Consider the following 15,685-nt stretch of genomic DNA (forward strand, 5'->3'; position numbering starts at 1 on the left):
GACCGCTACAATCCCAGATAAGCCTGCTGCACCGCCGGGTCATCGATCAGGTCTTTGGCCAGCCCGCTGTGCACGACCCGGCCGGTTTCCATCACGTAGCCGCGGTCGGCGCCCGATAGCGCGAGCTGCACGTCCTGCTCGACCAGCAGCACGGTGACGCCGTCGCGCTGGATGGCGGCCAGCACCTCCATCAGCTGGTCCACCACGACGGGGGCCAGGCCCAGGCTCATTTCATCGACCATCATCAGCACCGGCGCGGCCATCAGCGCGCGCGCCATCGCGCACATCTGCTGCTCGCCGCCCGACATGCTGCCGGCCAGCTGGCGCCGGCGCTCGGCCAGGCGCGGCAGCAGCGCATACATCTTGTCGAGGTCGCGCGCGACGGCCGCCTTGTCGTGGCGCCGGTAGCCGCCCATCAGCAGGTTGTCCTGCACGGTCATGCGGTCGAACAGCTGGCGCCCTTCGGGCACTTGCACCAGCCCCAGGCCGAACACCTCATCGGGCGTCATGCCGGCGAGTTCCTGCCCGTTCAGGACGATGCTGCCGGTGCAGGGCAGCATGCGCGACAGCGCGCGCAGCAGCGTCGTCTTGCCGGCCCCGTTGCTGCCGACCAGCGCCACCATCTCCGCCGGATACACCTCCAGCGCCACCTCATGCAGCACGGGCATGCCGCCGTAGCCGGCGCCGAGGTTTTCGACCTTCAACAAGGGAGTGCGGCCTGCAGGAGCGCTCATGTGCGTTTCTTTCCGAGATAGGCCTGCACCACGGTCGGGTTGGCCAGCACTTCATCGGGCGTGCCGTCGGCGATTTTCTCGCCATGGTGCAGCACCAGCAGGCGGTCCGACAGGCTCTTGATGGCCTTGATCACGTGCTCGATCACCAGCACGCTGATGCCCTGGTCGCGCACCTTGCGGATCACATCGATGACCTCGTCGATCTCGACGTGGTTCAGGCCGGCCATGACTTCATCGCACAGCAGCACCTTGGGCTGCATCGCCAGCGCCTTGGCCAGCTCCAGCCGCTTACGGCCCGGGCCGCCGAGCTCATCGGCGCGCTGGTCGATGAATTTGCCCAAGCCCACGAACTCGAGGCAGGCACGCGCCTGCTCTCGCGCCCTGGCCAGTTGCGCCTGGCCACCGCCGCGCCCGAACAAGGCGCCGACGGCCACGTTGTCGAGCACCGACAGGCCCGGAAACGGCCGCATGATCTGGAACGTGCGGCCAATGCCCAGACGCGCGCGGCGAAAGGCCGGCAGGCGGTTGATGGATTCGCCCTGAAACAGCACCTCGCCTTCGCTCGGCGGCAGGGTGCCGCTGATCAGGCTGATCAGCGTGGTCTTGCCGGCGCCGTTGGGGCCGATCAGCCCCAGGATTTCACCGGGCGCCAGCGTGAAGCTGACGTCGCTGACAGCCACCAACCCGGCAAAGCGCCGGGTTGCGTGGCGGACTTCGAGTAGCGCGGTCATAGACGGTGTGCCCGGATGTTTTCGCTGAAATAGCGCCAGCCGGTTTTCCGAAAGCGCCTGAACATGTCTGCCAGGCCGCGCGGCATCAGCACCACGGCCGCAACAATCACGATGCCGAAGAACAGGCCGGCGATGCTGGTCACCTCGCTCGACAGGAATTCTGAAATGGCCGACAGTGACAGCGCCCCGACGATGGGCCCCAGCACCGTGCCCGCGCCGCCGAACACGGCCATGATGATCATCTTCACGTTCAGGCTGATGTCAAACGCGCTGTCCGGGTCCAGAAAGGTGATCCAGTAGGCGTGGATGCCGCCTGCCAGCGCGCTGAAAATGCCTGAGAGCGCAAACGCCATGACCTTGTACAGCGTGGTGTTCACGCCCATGACGGCCGCGCCCTCCTCGTTCTCGCGAATCGCGATCAGCCCGAAGCCGAAGCGGCTGCGCGTGAGCCAGAAGATGGTCAGCGTTGCGATGACGAGCAGGCCCAGCGACAACTCGTAGAACAGCCGGTCGTTGTTCAGCGGCGGCAACACCAGGCCAATGTTCTGGCCCGCCAGCGGAATGTTGGAAACAATGGCTGCCATGACCTGCGACAGCGCCAGCGTGGCAATCGCAAAGTAATGGCCCTTGAGGCGCAGCACGGGAATCCCCAGCAGCACGGCAAAGACCACCGCCAGCACCACGCCGAACACCATGCCGACCTCGAATGGCAAATGCCACTGCACCATGGCGATGGCCACGCCGTAGGCGCCCAGTCCGTAAAACACGGAATTGCCGAACGAGGCGTACCCGGTGTAGCCGCCGATGATGTTCCAGCCCTGCGCAAGCACGGCCAGCAGCAGTGCGTTGATGCCGAACTGGATCAGCACGTCCGAGCCATACCAGGGCACGCCCGCGAGCACCAGCACCGCGGCCCCAATCAAACCGATGTGCCACGCCTTCATGCGGTTTTCCCCAGCAGGCCGGTGGGCCGCACGATCAAGACCAGCACCAGGATGCCGAAGCTGGCAACGTCGGCGAAAGTGGGGCCGATGTACAGGGTCGTCAACGACTCCACGATGCCGAGGAACAGCCCACCGACAATGACGCCCAGCGGGTTGTCCAGCCCGCCGATGATGGCGATGGCAAACGACTTGGCGGTGAGCGAGGCCCCGATGTACGGGTTGATCTGCGACACCGTGCCATACAGCCCGCCGGCCGCGCCGGCCAGCGCGATGCCGATGGCGAAGGTCACGGCGTACAGGTGCCGTGGCTCGACGCCGTACAGGCGCGCCGCAACCAGGTTCTGCGCCGTGGCACGGATCGCGCGCCCGAGCCGCGTGTGCAGCAAAAACAGCCACATGCCCAGCGTCAGCACAATCGCCATGCAGAACGCGCCGAGCCGCGCCACCGGCAGCACCACCGGCCCCCACTGCAGGCTGTTACCGGCATAGGGTGGGTTGATGGTGCGGAAGTCCGCCGAAAACGCCAGTTGCGCAAGGTAGGTCAGCACCACTTCCAGGCCGAAGGTGATCAAGAGGGTGTTGAACATCGGCGCCCGCACAATCAGATTCAGCAGCCCGCGCTGCAGCGCGTAGCCGAGTGCGAACATGACGACGGCGGTAATGGGCAGCCCCAGGAACGGGTCGATGTGCAGGTAGGTGTACAGATGCCAGGACACATAGGCACCCAGCATGATGAAGGCGCCGTGCGCCAGGTTCACGATATTGAGTACCCCCCAGACCAGGGCCAGGCCGAGCGCCATGACGGCGTACAGCCCGCCGAGGAGAGTACCGTTGACGAGGATTTGTGCGAGCAGATCCACCTGAAGTTCCGACCGGCTGGGGGCTTAACGCGCGTTCCAGGCCGGCATCGGATACTTCGGCTGCTTCACAAATCCCTTGGCGCCGTAGATTTCCGCCAGACTGTCACCCTGCACCTGGATCACCACCTGGGGCAGATTGATCTGGCCATTCGCGGCAAATGCGATCGGACCGTACAGGCTGTCGAATTTGACCTTGGCCAGCGCATCGCGCACCTTTTGCGGCTCGATGCTGCCGGCGTCTTCCATCGCCTGCACCAGTGCTTCGACGTCAGCCACACCGGAGGCGGCGTGGTAATCGGGGTCGTAACCGAACTTGGCCTTGTATTCCTTGGCGAACTGCGCCGCATCGCCGAACCAGCGGTCTTTCAATGCCGGCGTCGGCAGCCATGCGGTCATGCCGAACGCATAGTCGGCATCCTTGCCCAGCGCCTTGCGGAAGTCCTCGCTCGGCACGCCCACCGTGAATGAATACATCTTGGGTGCGACGGCCAGGCTCTTGGCCTGGCGCACGAAATTCAGGATCTCGGTTTCGTGGCCCGCTACCAGCACCACGTCGACGTTCTTGCTCTTGATCTGCGACAGCAGCGAATTGAAGTCGCTGGTGTTGCTGCTGTAGCGTTCATCCATCACCACGTCGAAGCCGGCCTTCTTCAGCATCGGCCGCGTGCCTTCCGCCACGGACACGTCGAAGGCGTCGTCGGCGTACAGCAGCGCCACGGTTTTGGGCGGCGTCTTGAGCGCCTTCAGCATGTCGATGGTGCTGCCGAAATAGTTGCTGGCCGGCGCCAGCGTGCCGAAGACGTACTTGAAATTACGCGCGAAGATCTGGTCCGAGGCGCCGCCGCCCTGCACCATCGGCACCTTGTATTTTTCCGACACGGCCGAGTCGGCCAGCGCGAAATTGCTGGCGAACGGGCCCAGCAGCAGATTGACCTTGTCCTGCGACACCAGTTGCGTGTACTGGCGCACGCTCAGGTTCACGTCGGACTGGTTGTCGTACAGCTTGAGCGCGAGCTTGTGCGACTGGCCTGTAATTTTGACACCGCCCGCCGCATTGATCTTGTCGATGGCGAGTTGATAGGCATCGCGGTAATAGCGGCCGGTGTTGGCGACCGGGCCAGTCAACTGCACCGAGGCGCCCAGGACGACATCCTGGGCCAGTGCCGCACCTGCGGGAGCCGCGGCAATGCAGGCGGCGAGAAGACTGAACAGCAGGCGCGAACGGTTTAGCGACATGGCGCATCCTTTCTGGTTGGATTCTGTAGGAGTTGCCACCCACGGCACTCCGGGGAGGCGAGCTTACGCTTTCAATCATATGAATGCAAACGATCCAGCCGTGTTTAGGGCCATTCGGTGACATCGGCAAATGTCTCTCATTTATTCGGATTTTAAAAAAATAATGGCTGCAGACCGCACCAGTTATTCGCCATATGCTATATTTATTGCAGCACTTCAAGCTTGAAGCAACGTCAAAAACCATGCGGTGAAACCCCTCGCCCATCAGGGAAAACATGGAGGGCACCGGTGTCTTGCGACGCTGTTTTAACGCCGGATTTTCTGCAACCCGGCGACCGCCGCGCGCAAATCGGCCGCCCAGGCGCGCCGGTCCCGGCCGTGCGCCCGCTGCGGCTCGCCGAACGACACTACGGCAACCAGGCCTCGTGCACTGAGCGTGCGCCAGATGGAGCCGCCCAGCGTCTCGTCACCAACATAACTCGGCGCACGGCTTGGCCCGCCGCTGGCCGCGTCGACGAATTGCAACGCCAGTGGCTGTATCGGCGCCTGCGCTGAAATGGCCGCCTGAATCAGGTTGGCATGAAACGGCAGCAGCCGCCCGCCGTCGCCCGTGGTGCCTTCGGGGAACACCGCCACCACGTCGCCGGCGCGCAGGGCTTCGGCCATATGGTGCACCACGCGCATCGCGTCGCGCCGCGATGCGCGCTCGATGTAGAGCGTGCCGGCCGCGTTGGCCAGGGTGCTCACCAGCGGCCAGCCCTGCACGTCGGACTTGGAGACAAAGCGGCAGTGGCGCGCCGCATGCATCACCACGATGTCCAGCCACGAGATGTGGTTGGACACCAGCAGCATCGGCCCGATGGCGGGCGGCTGCCCGCGGACTACCAATTTGATAGCTAAATGTTGAAGCAGTTCAAGGGCCCAGGCCTGAACGCGTACATCTTTTTGCGGCTGGGACAAGCGCGGGAACAGCAGCACGATGGTGCACAGGCCGGCCAGGACATGAACCAGCCCGCGCAGCAGCTTCCACGCCGCCCTGAGCTGGTTCATGCGTGTAAACGTCGAGAACGCAGCGAAGGGCCGCCCCGAGCAAGTTCAGCCCTCTCGGGGCCGGGCCGAAGTGTGATGCCTCGGCACGTGCATAGCGCAGGCCCGGCATGGGCTCGCTTCACTGTACAGCTGCGCGCACGGACGCTACGCGAGCCCAGCGCAGCACACGCAGTGGCAAGCGTGGGGGTTTTACGTGGCACGTTCAAACGCCACCTGTCCGCCCACGATGGTGCAGCGCACGCGCCCGGGCAGCGCGTAACCGGAAAACGGCGTGTGCTTGCCCTGGCTGCACAGCGCGTCGGGCCGCACCGTCCATTCGTCCTGGGGGTCGAAGATGCAGACATCGGCGACGCCGCCCGCCACCAGCTGGCCGGCGCTGGCCTGCAAGGTGCCCAGCGCCGCGCCCAGCACGCGCGCCGGCTCGCTGGTCAGCACCGCCAGCGCGCGCGTGAGGCCCACGCCACTTTCCTGACCCCACTTGAGCGCCAGGCTCAGCAGCAACTCGACGCCGGTGGCGCCGGCCTCGGCCTCGGCAAATGGCAGCGCCTTGGCGTCTTCATCGACCGGTGTGTGGTCGGACACCAGGGCATCGATGGTGCCGTCGGCTAGGCCCTCGCGGATCGCATCGCGGTCGCGCTGCTGGCGCAGCGGCGGGTTCAGGCGGGCCCGGCTGTCGAAGTAGCCGATGTCGGTGTCGGTCAGGTGCAGCGAATTGATGCTGACGTCGCAGGTCACGTCAAGGCCCTCGTCCCTGGCCTGGCGCACCAGGGCCACGCCGGCCGCACTGCTGAGGCGGCAAATGTGCACGCGCGCGCCGGTTGCCTTTGTGAGTTCGAAGATGGTGTGCAGCGCAATCGTCTCGGCCGCCACCGGCACGCCCGCCAGGCCCATGCGGGTGGCCAGCGGGCCGCTGGCCGCCACGCCCGTGCCCAGATACAGCTCCTGTGGACGCAACCAGACCGTGTAGCCGAAGGTGCCGGCGTACTGCAGCGCGCGCAGCAGCACCTGCGTGTTGGCCAGCGGCACCTCGGCCTGCCCGAAGCCCACGCAGCCCGCCTCGGTCAGCTCGACCATCTCGGTCAGCACCTCGCCGTGCAGGTTGCGCGTCAGGGCGCCGAGCGGAAAGACGCGGGCCTGATGCAGCTTTTCGGCGCGCATTTTCAGCATCTCCACCAGGCCCGGCTCGTCGAGCACCGGATCGGTGTCGGGCGCGCACACCAGGCTGGTGATGCCGCCGGCCACGGCCGCGGCCATTTCGGACTCCAGCATGCCTTCGTGCTCATGGCCGGGCTCGCGCAGCCGCACGGCCAGGTCCACCAGGCCGGGCGCCACAACACAACCCGACGCATCCAGAGTCCGGTTTGGCAAAAAACCATCCGCTACATTTTTAATAGCTATGATGCGGCCTGCAGCAAGGGCTACATCGCATATTTCATCGAAATTCGTGGCGGGATCGATGACCCGGCCGTTCTTGATCAGGATCTTCATGCTGTGTCTGCCTTGTCGCTCACTGGAATACCTTCGTGCGCACTGCGGTGCGAGCTTGCTTGGGGCGGCCCGGCGCGGCGCTCATGCCTCGTTGCCCGCCACGATGCTCATCACCGCCATGCGCACCGCGATGCCAAAGGTCACCTGCGGCAGGATCACGCTTTGCCGGCCATCCACCACGGCCGAGTCGATCTCCACACCGCGGTTGATGGGCCCGGGGTGCATCACGATGGCGTCGGGTTTGGCCAGTTCCAGCTTGGCGGTGGTGAGTCCGTAACTCTTGGAAAACTCCTGGCTGGAGGGCAGCAGCGCCCCGCTCATGCGTTCGTTCTGCAGGCGCAGCATGATGATCACATCGCAGCCGCGGATGCCTTCCTCCAGCGTGTGGCACACGCGCACGCCCATGGGCGCCATGTCCGCGGGCACCAGCGTCTTGGGGCCGACCACGCGCACCTCGGCGCAGCCCAGCGTGGTCAGCGCATGAATGTCGGAGCGCGCCACGCGCGAGTGCAGCACGTCGCCGACGATGGCCACCGTGAGGTTGGAAAAATCCTTCTTGAAGTGCCGGATGGTGTACATGTCCAGCAGGCCCTGTGTCGGATGCGAGTGGCGCCCGTCGCCCGCGTTGACCACATGCACATGCGGCGCCGCGTGCTGGGCAATCAGGTACGGCGCGCCCGATTCGCTATGGCGCACGACGAACATGTCGGCCGCCATGGCGCTGAGGTTGGCAATGGTGTCCAGCAGCGACTCGCCCTTGGACGCCGAGGAGCGCGCGATGTCGAGGTTGATGACGTCGGCGGACATGCGCTTGGCCGCGATCTCGAAGGTGGTGCGGGTGCGCGTGGAGTTCTCGAAGAACAGGTTGAACACGCTCTTGCCGCGCAGCAGCGGGACCTTCTTGACCTCGCGGTCGCTGACGCTGACGAAGTTGGCCGCGGTGTCGAGAATATGCATCAGGGTGCTTTTGGGAAGCCCCTCGATGGACAGCAAATGGACCAGCTCGCCGTTCTTGTTGAGTTGCGGATTGCGTTGGTTCTGCACGGTCAGTGGTCCTCCACATGAAAGCTGAATACGCCGGCCTCGTCGCGCGCCAGCGCCAGCGACTGGGAGGCTGGCAGGGTGACCCGCGCGGCCGCAAAGTCCGCCTGGATCGGCAACTCGCGCCCGCCCCGGTCCACCAGCACCGCGAGCCGGACGCTGGCAGGGCGGCCGAAATCAAAAAGTTCGTTGAGGACCGCGCGGATGGTGCGGCCGGTATACAGCACGTCGTCGAGCACGATGATGTCGGCCCCGTTCACATCGAACGGCAGCACCGTCTGTCCGCCCGACGACAGGCCGCGCTGCGCAAAATCGTCGCGGTGCAGGGCCGACGAAATGACACCGGACTCATGCGGCCGGTTCAGGTCTTTTTGCAGCCGCTGCGCCAGCCAGGCGCCGCCCGAGGTGATGCCCACCAGCCGGGTTTGCGGGCCGCACAGCAAACCGACGCCGCGCAGCAACTCGCGGTACAGCGCTTCGGCATCGAGCGCGAGAATACTCATGGGATGCTCCTCAAAAATTGCTCCAGAATGATGCAGGCCGCCGCCGCGTCGGCGTCTTTGGCACCGGCCGCCAGCGCTTCGGTGGTGCTGTAGCGCTCGTCCACCTCGAACACCGGCAATCCGAAGCGGCCCCGCAGCTGGCGCGCGAACTTGCGCGCGCGTGCGGTGTTCTCATGGGCCGCGCCATCCGGATGAAAGGGAACGCCGACCACCAGTGCATCGGGTTGCCACTCTTCGATGCGCGCCTGTACCAGCGCAAAACGCGCGTCGCCTTCGGCCTTGATGGTGGCCTGCGGCTGTGCGCTGCGCAGCAGCCGGTTGCCGACGGCCACGCCAGTGCGCTTGAGTCCAAAATCGAAAGCCAGAAACGTTTGCAGATGAAGAGGTACGTCGGGTCGGACCAACGAGCTCATGCATGCCCCGCCTGCGGCGACAACGTCCAGGCCTCAAGGCCGAGCAGGGCCAGAGCCCGGTCGTAGCGCTGCTCCACCGGGGTGTCGAAAATCACGGCGGTGTCCGCCCCGACCGTGAGCCAGCTGTTCTCGGCCAGTTCCGATTCGAGCTGGCCCTCGCCCCAGGCCGAGTAGCCCAGCGAAACCAGCACGCGGCGCGGCCCGGCGCCCGTCGACAGGGCCTCCAGCACATCCTTCGAGGTGGTCATTTCCAGCCCCCCCGGAATCGACATGGTGGAGGCATAGGCGGTCTCGCTGGAGCTGGCGTCGCCCGTCAGCATGGTTTCGTGCAGCACAAAGCCGCGCTCGGTCTGCACCGGTCCGCCCTGGAACACGGGCACCTCGACCAGGTCGTCGCGCTGCAGCGACAACTCGACCTTGTCGAACAGGTTTTTGAGGTTGAGGTCGCTGGGCTTGTTGATGATCAGCCCGAGCGCGCCGCGTTCGCTGTGCTCGCACAGGTAAATGACGCTTTTGGCAAACGTCGCGTCGCGCAACCCCGGCATGGCGATCAGGAAGTGATGCGTCAGGTTGATGGGGGCAGAGTCCGCGGGCATGATGCCAATTTTACCCTTGCCGTCGGAACACCTCGCCTTCCTGCAAAGGCCGGGGACTGGCCGGCCGTGCAGCAGGTGCGCGTACCTCGCCGCGCGACTCGAGGGTCAACCGATAGCTATCAATCAGATAGCTAAAAGCTCCCGTCATGCCTGGGTTAAGCCCTGCTCAGGCCGGAATTTCCGTGGCGCAATAGCGCCGCACCAGGCTGAGCAACTCTTCTTCCGAATAGGGCTTGCCCAGGTAGTGGTTAACGCCCAGTTGCTTGGCATGCTCGCGGTGTTTCTCGGCAATGCGCGAGGTGATCATGACGATCGGCAAATCGTGCATGCGCTGGTCGCCCCGAATGTTGCGCGCCAGATCGAAGCCATCCATGCGCGGCATTTCGATGTCGGACAGCACGAGCGCCGGACGCTCCTCGGCCAGCCGCTCCAGCGCCTGCAAACCGTCCACGGCCAGTGCCACCCGATAGCCCTCGCGCTGCAGCAGGCGCTGCGTCACACGGCGCACCGTGATGGAATCGTCGACCACCAGTATCAAGGGAACCTGGGGTGGCAACGCGAGCCCGGCGGCCCCTCCCGCAGCGCCCGAGCCCGCGTGCTCCAGAACGTCGGGCTGCGCCTGGTCGGCACTCATCAAGCGGGCCTGCTCGCCATACACCGATGCCAGCGCCACCGGGTTGTAAATCAGCACCGCCGCGCCCGAGGCCAGCACGGTCATGCCGGCCAGCCCGGGCAGTCGCGACAGCTGCGGCCCGAGGTTTTTCACCACCACTTCCTGGTTGCCCAGCACTTCATCGACGTGCAAGGCCACGCGCTGCGCCGCGCTGCGCAGCACCAGGATCGGCAGTGTCTTGCCCTGGGTTTCGCTGCTTCTGCGGGACGACTGCAACAGCGCACCCGACCAGAAAAACGGGATCGACTCCCCACCGAATTCGAACGTGCCGCTGTTGTAGGCCTGCTGCAATTCTCTGGCGGTGGCACGGCGCACAATTTCCACCAGGTTGGAAGGCACGCCGATCAACTGGCTGCCCGTGCGCAGCATGACCACCTGGGTGACCGCCGTGGTCAAAGGCAATACCAGCTTGAAGCCGGCGCCCTTGCCCGCCTCGGTCGAGGTCTCGATGCGCCCGCCCAGTGCGTTGACTTCGGCACGCACGACATCCATGCCGATACCGCGCCCGGCCAGCTCGTTCACCTGGGCCGCCGTGGAAAAACCCGGCATGAAAATGAAATCGGCGGCCTCTGCATCCGACAGCGCCTGGTGCGCCGAAATCAGGCCCTGGGCCAGCGCTTTTGCGCGAATGCCGGCAACATCCAGGCCGGCGCCATCGTCGCGAAACTCGACCGAGACGTCGTTGCCGGCCTGATGCAGGCCAATCGTGATGGTGCCCACGGGATCCTTGCCGAGCCGGGTGCGCACCTCGGCGTCCTCGATGCCGTGCGCGACGCAGTTGCGCAGCAGGTGTTCAAACGCGGGGGTCATGCGGTCCAGCACGCCGCGATCCATCTCGATGGAGCCGCCCGTGATGTCGAGCTTGACCTGCCGGCCCGTGTCCTTGGAAGCCTGCCGCACCACGCGGTACAGGCGGTCCGAAATGCCCTCGAACTCCACCATGCGCGTGCGCAGCAGGTCGCGCTGCAGCTCGCGGGTCTGGCGCGCCTGGGCGTTCAAATCGTCTTCGGTGGCCTCTACCGTGCGCTGCAGGCTGCGCTGCACGGTGGCGACGTCGTTCACCGATTCGGCCATCATCCGGGTCAGCTCCTGCACCCGGGTAAAGCGGTCGAATTCCAGTGGGTCGAAGGTCTGCTGCGAATCCTTGGCCTGGGCCAGACGCGACTGCATCTGCGTTTCCGCCTGCAACTCGATGTCGCGCAACTGCTGGCGCAAGCGGTCCAGGTTGCCTGTGAGGTCGCCCAGCGAGCCGCGCAACTGGGCGATCTCGGACTCCAGCCGCGTGCGCGTGATCATGACCTCGCCGGCCTGGTTCACGAGCCGGTCCAGCAGTTGGGAGCGCACCCGCACGGCGTGATTCGAGGCCTGGCGCAGCGGCGCCAGCACGTTGCTTGCCGGCAGGGCAATCACGCCGCGCTTTGGCGCTGCTGCGACCGCGCCGGATTCGGCGACAGGCGCAGCGGCTGGAGTGGCCGGCGGCGCCGACTCCTGCAGGGTTGTTGTCAATGGCAACAGGTGCGCAGGCTCGGCCATGGCCTGCTGCCGCAAGTGGTCAAAAATACCCTGCATCGCATCAAAGCGGGCCAGCAGCGGCTCCAGCTGCTGCGTTTGCAGCTCGTCCGTGCCGAGATGCTCGATGTCGGACTCCAGCAGGTGTGCCATTTCGCCCAGCCGCAGCGCACCGGCCAGCCGCGCGCTGCCCTTGAGCGTGTGCAGGGTGCGCAGCACTTCGCTGCGCGCACCCTGATTGGCGGGGCGGGCCGACCACTGGCGCAAGGCTCCGCCCAGCTGGGGCAGCAGTTCCGCCGCTTCTTCTTCAAAGATCGGGAACAAATCGTGGTCAACGGCGTCGACCGCGTCGATATCGTCGTGCCGCTCCTGCGTGATCGTGCGGGTTTCGGCAGGCGTTTGCGGGGGTGCCGCAAATCGCATCGGCACCGGGGCCAGGCGACCCAGCTCAACCACATTGGTGAGGGGCGCGGCATCCTGCGCTGGCGTCTCCTCTTGCGGAGCGTCCTGAACGACGGCCTCGGCAGGCGGCTCCGCAGCCAGAACACCCCTGAGCGCCAACAACAGCTCCTCATTGGGATCCTTCAGGAAACCGGCGGCGAACTGATGCAGCAAGCGCCGGATGTCATCGGCGGCGTCGTTGAAGACTTTGCCCTGCCAGGGCGTTCCGCGCGTCTGCAACTGCACGTGCAAGAGCGCATGTTCCAGGCCACGGGCGAGCTCCGACAGCGCATGGAAACCCACGGCGGCAGAGCTGCCCGCCAGCGAATGCGCCAGCGCAACGGTGGAATCGGGGAGTGGCTGGTGCAATTCCATGGCCCACTCGGCCAACTCGGTGACCAACCGGCGCGACCATTCGTCGGCTTCGTTCAGATAAACGTTGAACAGCGGGATACCGATGCGTAGCGGGCCAATCACCTTGACCGGCTCGTCGCTGGCCGCGCCGGCCGGACCCTCAGGCTCCGACCCCAAAGGTGGTTCCGGCCGGGCCGATTCGGGCTCGGCAGGCGCACCCGTCAACGCTGGTTCATGCGCGGGCACCGCGGGCAGCCCAGTTTCCAAAGCCGTCGCGAAAGCGACCCACTCGTCGGGCTCCGGCACCGCGGTTGTTGCGGGTGGTTGGGTCTCTCGATAGGGCTCCGTGGAGAACAGGTTGTCCAGATCGAACGGGACAGCCTCACCCGCCAGTGGCGCGGGCAGTGTCGCCTCGGAGACCGACACGAGGCCGGCAAAGTCGATCTCGCCAAAATCTGTCAGCGGCGCGCGTGTCGATTCGGCAGACAGGCCCTCGGCGGCTTCCTGCGCAGGCTGCGTATTCTCGGAATCCGGATACACCTCGGGGGCCGCCACCTGCTGCGGGGTGGCCGCAGCCGCCGCATCGCCGGGCAGCACCAATGCGAGGCGCCGATTTTCAGTCCGCAGCGCATCTGCGGCGGTGACAAAAGTTGCGGCCAGCCAGGCAGTGTCGTGCTGGGTGGCAATCGCTTCCACCCAACGGCCAAAACCAAGCAGCACGTCGTGGGACAAACCCTGCAGTGCAGCGTCGACGGGCGCGTGGTCGGCCAGCCGGGTGTTGAACAACTGCTCCATTGCCCAGGCGGCTTCGCCGAATTCGTGCAATCCGACCATCCGCGCACTGCCTTTGAGGGTATGGAAGGCGCGGCGCAGCGTTGTTTGCCGGCTCTGGTCCTGGGTGTCCTCGGCCAGCGACCCCACCGCTGCCAGACCGCTTTGCAGGACCTCGCGCGCCTCATCCAGGAAGATGCCGCGCAGATCGTCCTCTTCGATATCGGGCTCCGCCACGGCAGGCGCGTCCATTGCCGGCGCCGGGCCCGCGGCCGCAGCCAGCTGCGCCATGGCATCCGCGGCAGCGCCGCCATCCTGCGCCGACATCGCAGCTGACGCATTGCGTGCCGACCTGGCCAGACCCGGCTGCTCGGCCAGTGCGGCGCGGGCCGCCAGCGCATCGAGTTTGGCCGTCAGGCCCGCCTCTGCGAGGCCCGGGCCCGCACCGCTCACGACCGAGCGCAACTCCTGCGCTAGCCCGTCGGCGCTGACGGGGGCGGGCACCGCGGCCGGTGTCACCGTGGCCGGCGGCGCGGCGCGCCCCATCAGGGGCTTGAGCTCACCCCCTATGTCGTCGTAGACAAACAGCTTCTTGGCCAGCGCCGGCTGGTAACTCAGCATGTCGATCAGGAAGCCGAGCGCGCCCAGATTATTGCCCAGTTTGTCGAAGGTTCCTGCGGTGTGGACGTGTGCCTCGTCGATATCGGTGACCAGCATCTGCTCCGTGCTGTCACGCATGCGCAGCACCGCGAGCGACGCCTGCTCCAGGCCCAAAACCGAAAGCACGCCGCGCATTTGCGCAAACTGGCCCGGCACCTCCCGCAACACTGTTTTGTCGCGCGGGTCGCGGAAGAACTGGTCGAGCGCCCTCTCGATTTCGGACAATGCCGTGCGCAGTTCACCGACCACGGTCCCCATGGTCTGGCGGTCACTGACGCGGCGATACAGCTCCTCCATCCACGGCTCCAGCGGCTCGGGCTGTCCGCCATTGCGCACGCGCTCGAGCCGGTCGCCCAATCGGGCCGTTCGGATGCCCAGTTCCTGTTCGCCGAGCTCCATATCCTCAAAGGCCGCCTCAAGATACAGGATAGAGGTGGCCACCTCCATCGCCAGCTCGGTTGCGGGGGGCCTGCCGGAACGAACCGTGGCGTCGACGGTATTCACCAGGGCCTGCGCCATCGACTCGCTGACCGGGTGCAGCCTGACCAGCAGCTCGCTCACCAGATTGAAGTGGTCAGCCACATTCCTGAGTTTGCTGACATCGCCGCCGGACAACGCCGACCAGCTTTCCTTGGCCGTCTCGATACGCTTGCGGGCCTGGACCAGCAACGCCGGATCGTAGCGGCCAAACCGGCGCACCTCATAGTCGACCGGCTCGAAATGCGCCAATCCATAGGCCAGACGAACGGCCGACAGCGCCGGCGCCTCATCCGGACGGGCCGGCACGGCCTGCGCACAGAAAAAGAGCAGGTCCTGCGCCAGCCGATCCGACACACCCTGATCACCCCGCGCGAGCGTGGAGTACTGCAGCAGGATGCGCGAAGCGGCCCGCTTGACATAGATATCGACCGGGACCAGCTTTGCCGCCAGGGCTTCGAAGTACGCAGCGCAAATTTTCCAGAAAGACGCCTGCTGTGGCGCTGTTTGCGCGGCGGCAAGGCTCAGGCTGAGGTCGCGCAAACCCTGTGCGGCCGCCACGTCGCCGCTCCTCATGATCTTCAGTACTGCTTCATCGACCTCACTGCGTGCCACCGCGTCGTAGTGGCGCGGCGGCTGTCCGGGCGCCAGAACGGGGTCCATCCAGTGCCACTCCATCGGCCACAGGTCGGCCGGATGCACGCGATCGCCGCCGGCCAGCAGCTGCACGTCCCGGTACTGGGGAAACAGGGCCACGGACGATACCGGCCTGCCGCTCAAGACCGCTTGCAGATACTCCGTCAGGGCGAAGCCGGCACGCTCGACCTTGGTGGCCGCTTCGTCGGTGCACAACTCCGGATGCTGGAAGAACCTTTGTACGGCGGCCTCCATGGCGCGCAGCACATGGGCCGGCGCCCCCAGGCCCACCATCTCCATCGCGCCCACGGATTGATGAAGTTGCTGGCGTGCAATGCGCAATTGGCCGGTATCGATATCGGCGAGATCCGATCCTCTGGCGGTTTCAGCCTCCCGTGCAAATCGCTTGAGGGATCGGGTGGCGCCGTCCAGCGACTTGCGAATCTCGTCCAGCACCCATGCCAGCGGCCCGAGATCGTGGGCCGCCTGGTCGGGGTCAGTGGCGAGGACTGCGGAGCCGGCTTGGTTGAACTGCATGGAGAGATCCACTCGGGCAATAACGGATACG

The 15,685-nt window shown here is 65.8% G+C and carries 12 protein-coding genes; all 12 read right to left on the minus strand.

The genetic code is table 11. From position 1 onward, the window contains the following. Nucleotides 1-5: 5 nt before the first annotated feature. The 12 genes from EUB48_RS18005 to EUB48_RS18060 all read right to left on the minus strand — a co-directional run bounded on the left by EUB48_RS18005 (nucleotide 6) and on the right by EUB48_RS18060 (nucleotide 15,654). Complete coding sequence (locus EUB48_RS18005; protein WP_142820406.1) at nucleotides 6-734, minus strand: ABC transporter ATP-binding protein; 729 nt, start codon at nucleotides 732-734, stop codon at nucleotides 6-8. Then, complete coding sequence (locus tag EUB48_RS18010) at nucleotides 731-1,465, minus strand: ABC transporter ATP-binding protein (RefSeq protein WP_142820407.1); 735 nt, start codon at nucleotides 1,463-1,465, stop codon at nucleotides 731-733. Before EUB48_RS18010 ends, EUB48_RS18005 begins: the two co-directional genes overlap by 4 nt. Further along, the gene (locus EUB48_RS18015; protein WP_142820408.1) at nucleotides 1,462-2,409 is read right to left on the minus strand and encodes a branched-chain amino acid ABC transporter permease; all 948 of its coding nucleotides are present in this window, start codon (nucleotides 2,407-2,409) and stop codon (nucleotides 1,462-1,464) included. The genes EUB48_RS18010 and EUB48_RS18015 overlap by 4 nt, the downstream gene beginning before the upstream one ends. Next, a complete protein-coding gene (locus EUB48_RS18020) occupies nucleotides 2,406-3,269 on the minus strand; it encodes a branched-chain amino acid ABC transporter permease (RefSeq protein ID WP_142820409.1) in 864 nt (287 codons plus the stop codon). Before EUB48_RS18020 ends, EUB48_RS18015 begins: the two co-directional genes overlap by 4 nt. A gap of 24 nt (nucleotides 3,270-3,293) precedes the next feature. Continuing rightward, nucleotides 3,294-4,505, minus strand: coding sequence for an amino acid ABC transporter substrate-binding protein (locus tag EUB48_RS18025; protein ID WP_142820410.1), 1,212 nt, complete (start codon nucleotides 4,503-4,505; stop codon nucleotides 3,294-3,296). 306 nt (nucleotides 4,506-4,811) lie between these two features. Beyond that, on the minus strand, nucleotides 4,812-5,555 hold the full coding sequence (locus EUB48_RS18030) for a lysophospholipid acyltransferase family protein (protein ID WP_142820411.1): 744 nt from the start codon (nucleotides 5,553-5,555) through the stop codon (nucleotides 4,812-4,814). A 189-nt stretch (nucleotides 5,556-5,744) separates the two neighbouring features. After that, nucleotides 5,745-7,043 (minus strand): dihydroorotase, encoded by a 1,299-nt coding sequence (locus tag EUB48_RS18035; RefSeq protein ID WP_142820412.1) that lies wholly within the window; start codon nucleotides 7,041-7,043, stop codon nucleotides 5,745-5,747. A gap of 81 nt (nucleotides 7,044-7,124) precedes the next feature. Next, nucleotides 7,125-8,117, minus strand: coding sequence for an aspartate carbamoyltransferase catalytic subunit (locus EUB48_RS18040; RefSeq protein WP_420821461.1), 993 nt, complete (start codon nucleotides 8,115-8,117; stop codon nucleotides 7,125-7,127). Next, the gene (pyrR, locus tag EUB48_RS18045; protein WP_142820414.1) at nucleotides 8,090-8,587 is read right to left on the minus strand and encodes a bifunctional pyr operon transcriptional regulator/uracil phosphoribosyltransferase PyrR; all 498 of its coding nucleotides are present in this window, start codon (nucleotides 8,585-8,587) and stop codon (nucleotides 8,090-8,092) included. Before pyrR ends, EUB48_RS18040 begins: the two co-directional genes overlap by 28 nt. Further along, nucleotides 8,584-9,000 carry a Holliday junction resolvase RuvX gene (gene ruvX / locus EUB48_RS18050; RefSeq protein ID WP_142820415.1) on the minus strand — a complete coding sequence of 139 codons (417 nt, stop codon included), beginning with the start codon at nucleotides 8,998-9,000 and terminating at the stop codon, nucleotides 8,584-8,586. The genes pyrR and ruvX overlap by 4 nt, the downstream gene beginning before the upstream one ends. Continuing rightward, the gene (locus EUB48_RS18055) at nucleotides 8,997-9,596 is read right to left on the minus strand and encodes a YqgE/AlgH family protein (protein ID WP_077564061.1); all 600 of its coding nucleotides are present in this window, start codon (nucleotides 9,594-9,596) and stop codon (nucleotides 8,997-8,999) included. Before EUB48_RS18055 ends, ruvX begins: the two co-directional genes overlap by 4 nt. 166 nt (nucleotides 9,597-9,762) lie before the next feature. After that, nucleotides 9,763-15,654, minus strand: a complete 5,892-nt coding sequence (locus EUB48_RS18060; protein ID WP_142820416.1) for a FimL-related protein — start codon at nucleotides 15,652-15,654, stop codon at nucleotides 9,763-9,765. Nucleotides 15,655-15,685: the final 31 nt, after the last annotated feature.

The organism is Rhodoferax sediminis, assembly GCF_006970865.1.
In the GTDB taxonomy this organism is placed as follows: Bacteria; Pseudomonadota; Gammaproteobacteria; order Burkholderiales; family Burkholderiaceae_C; genus Rhodoferax_A; species Rhodoferax_A sediminis.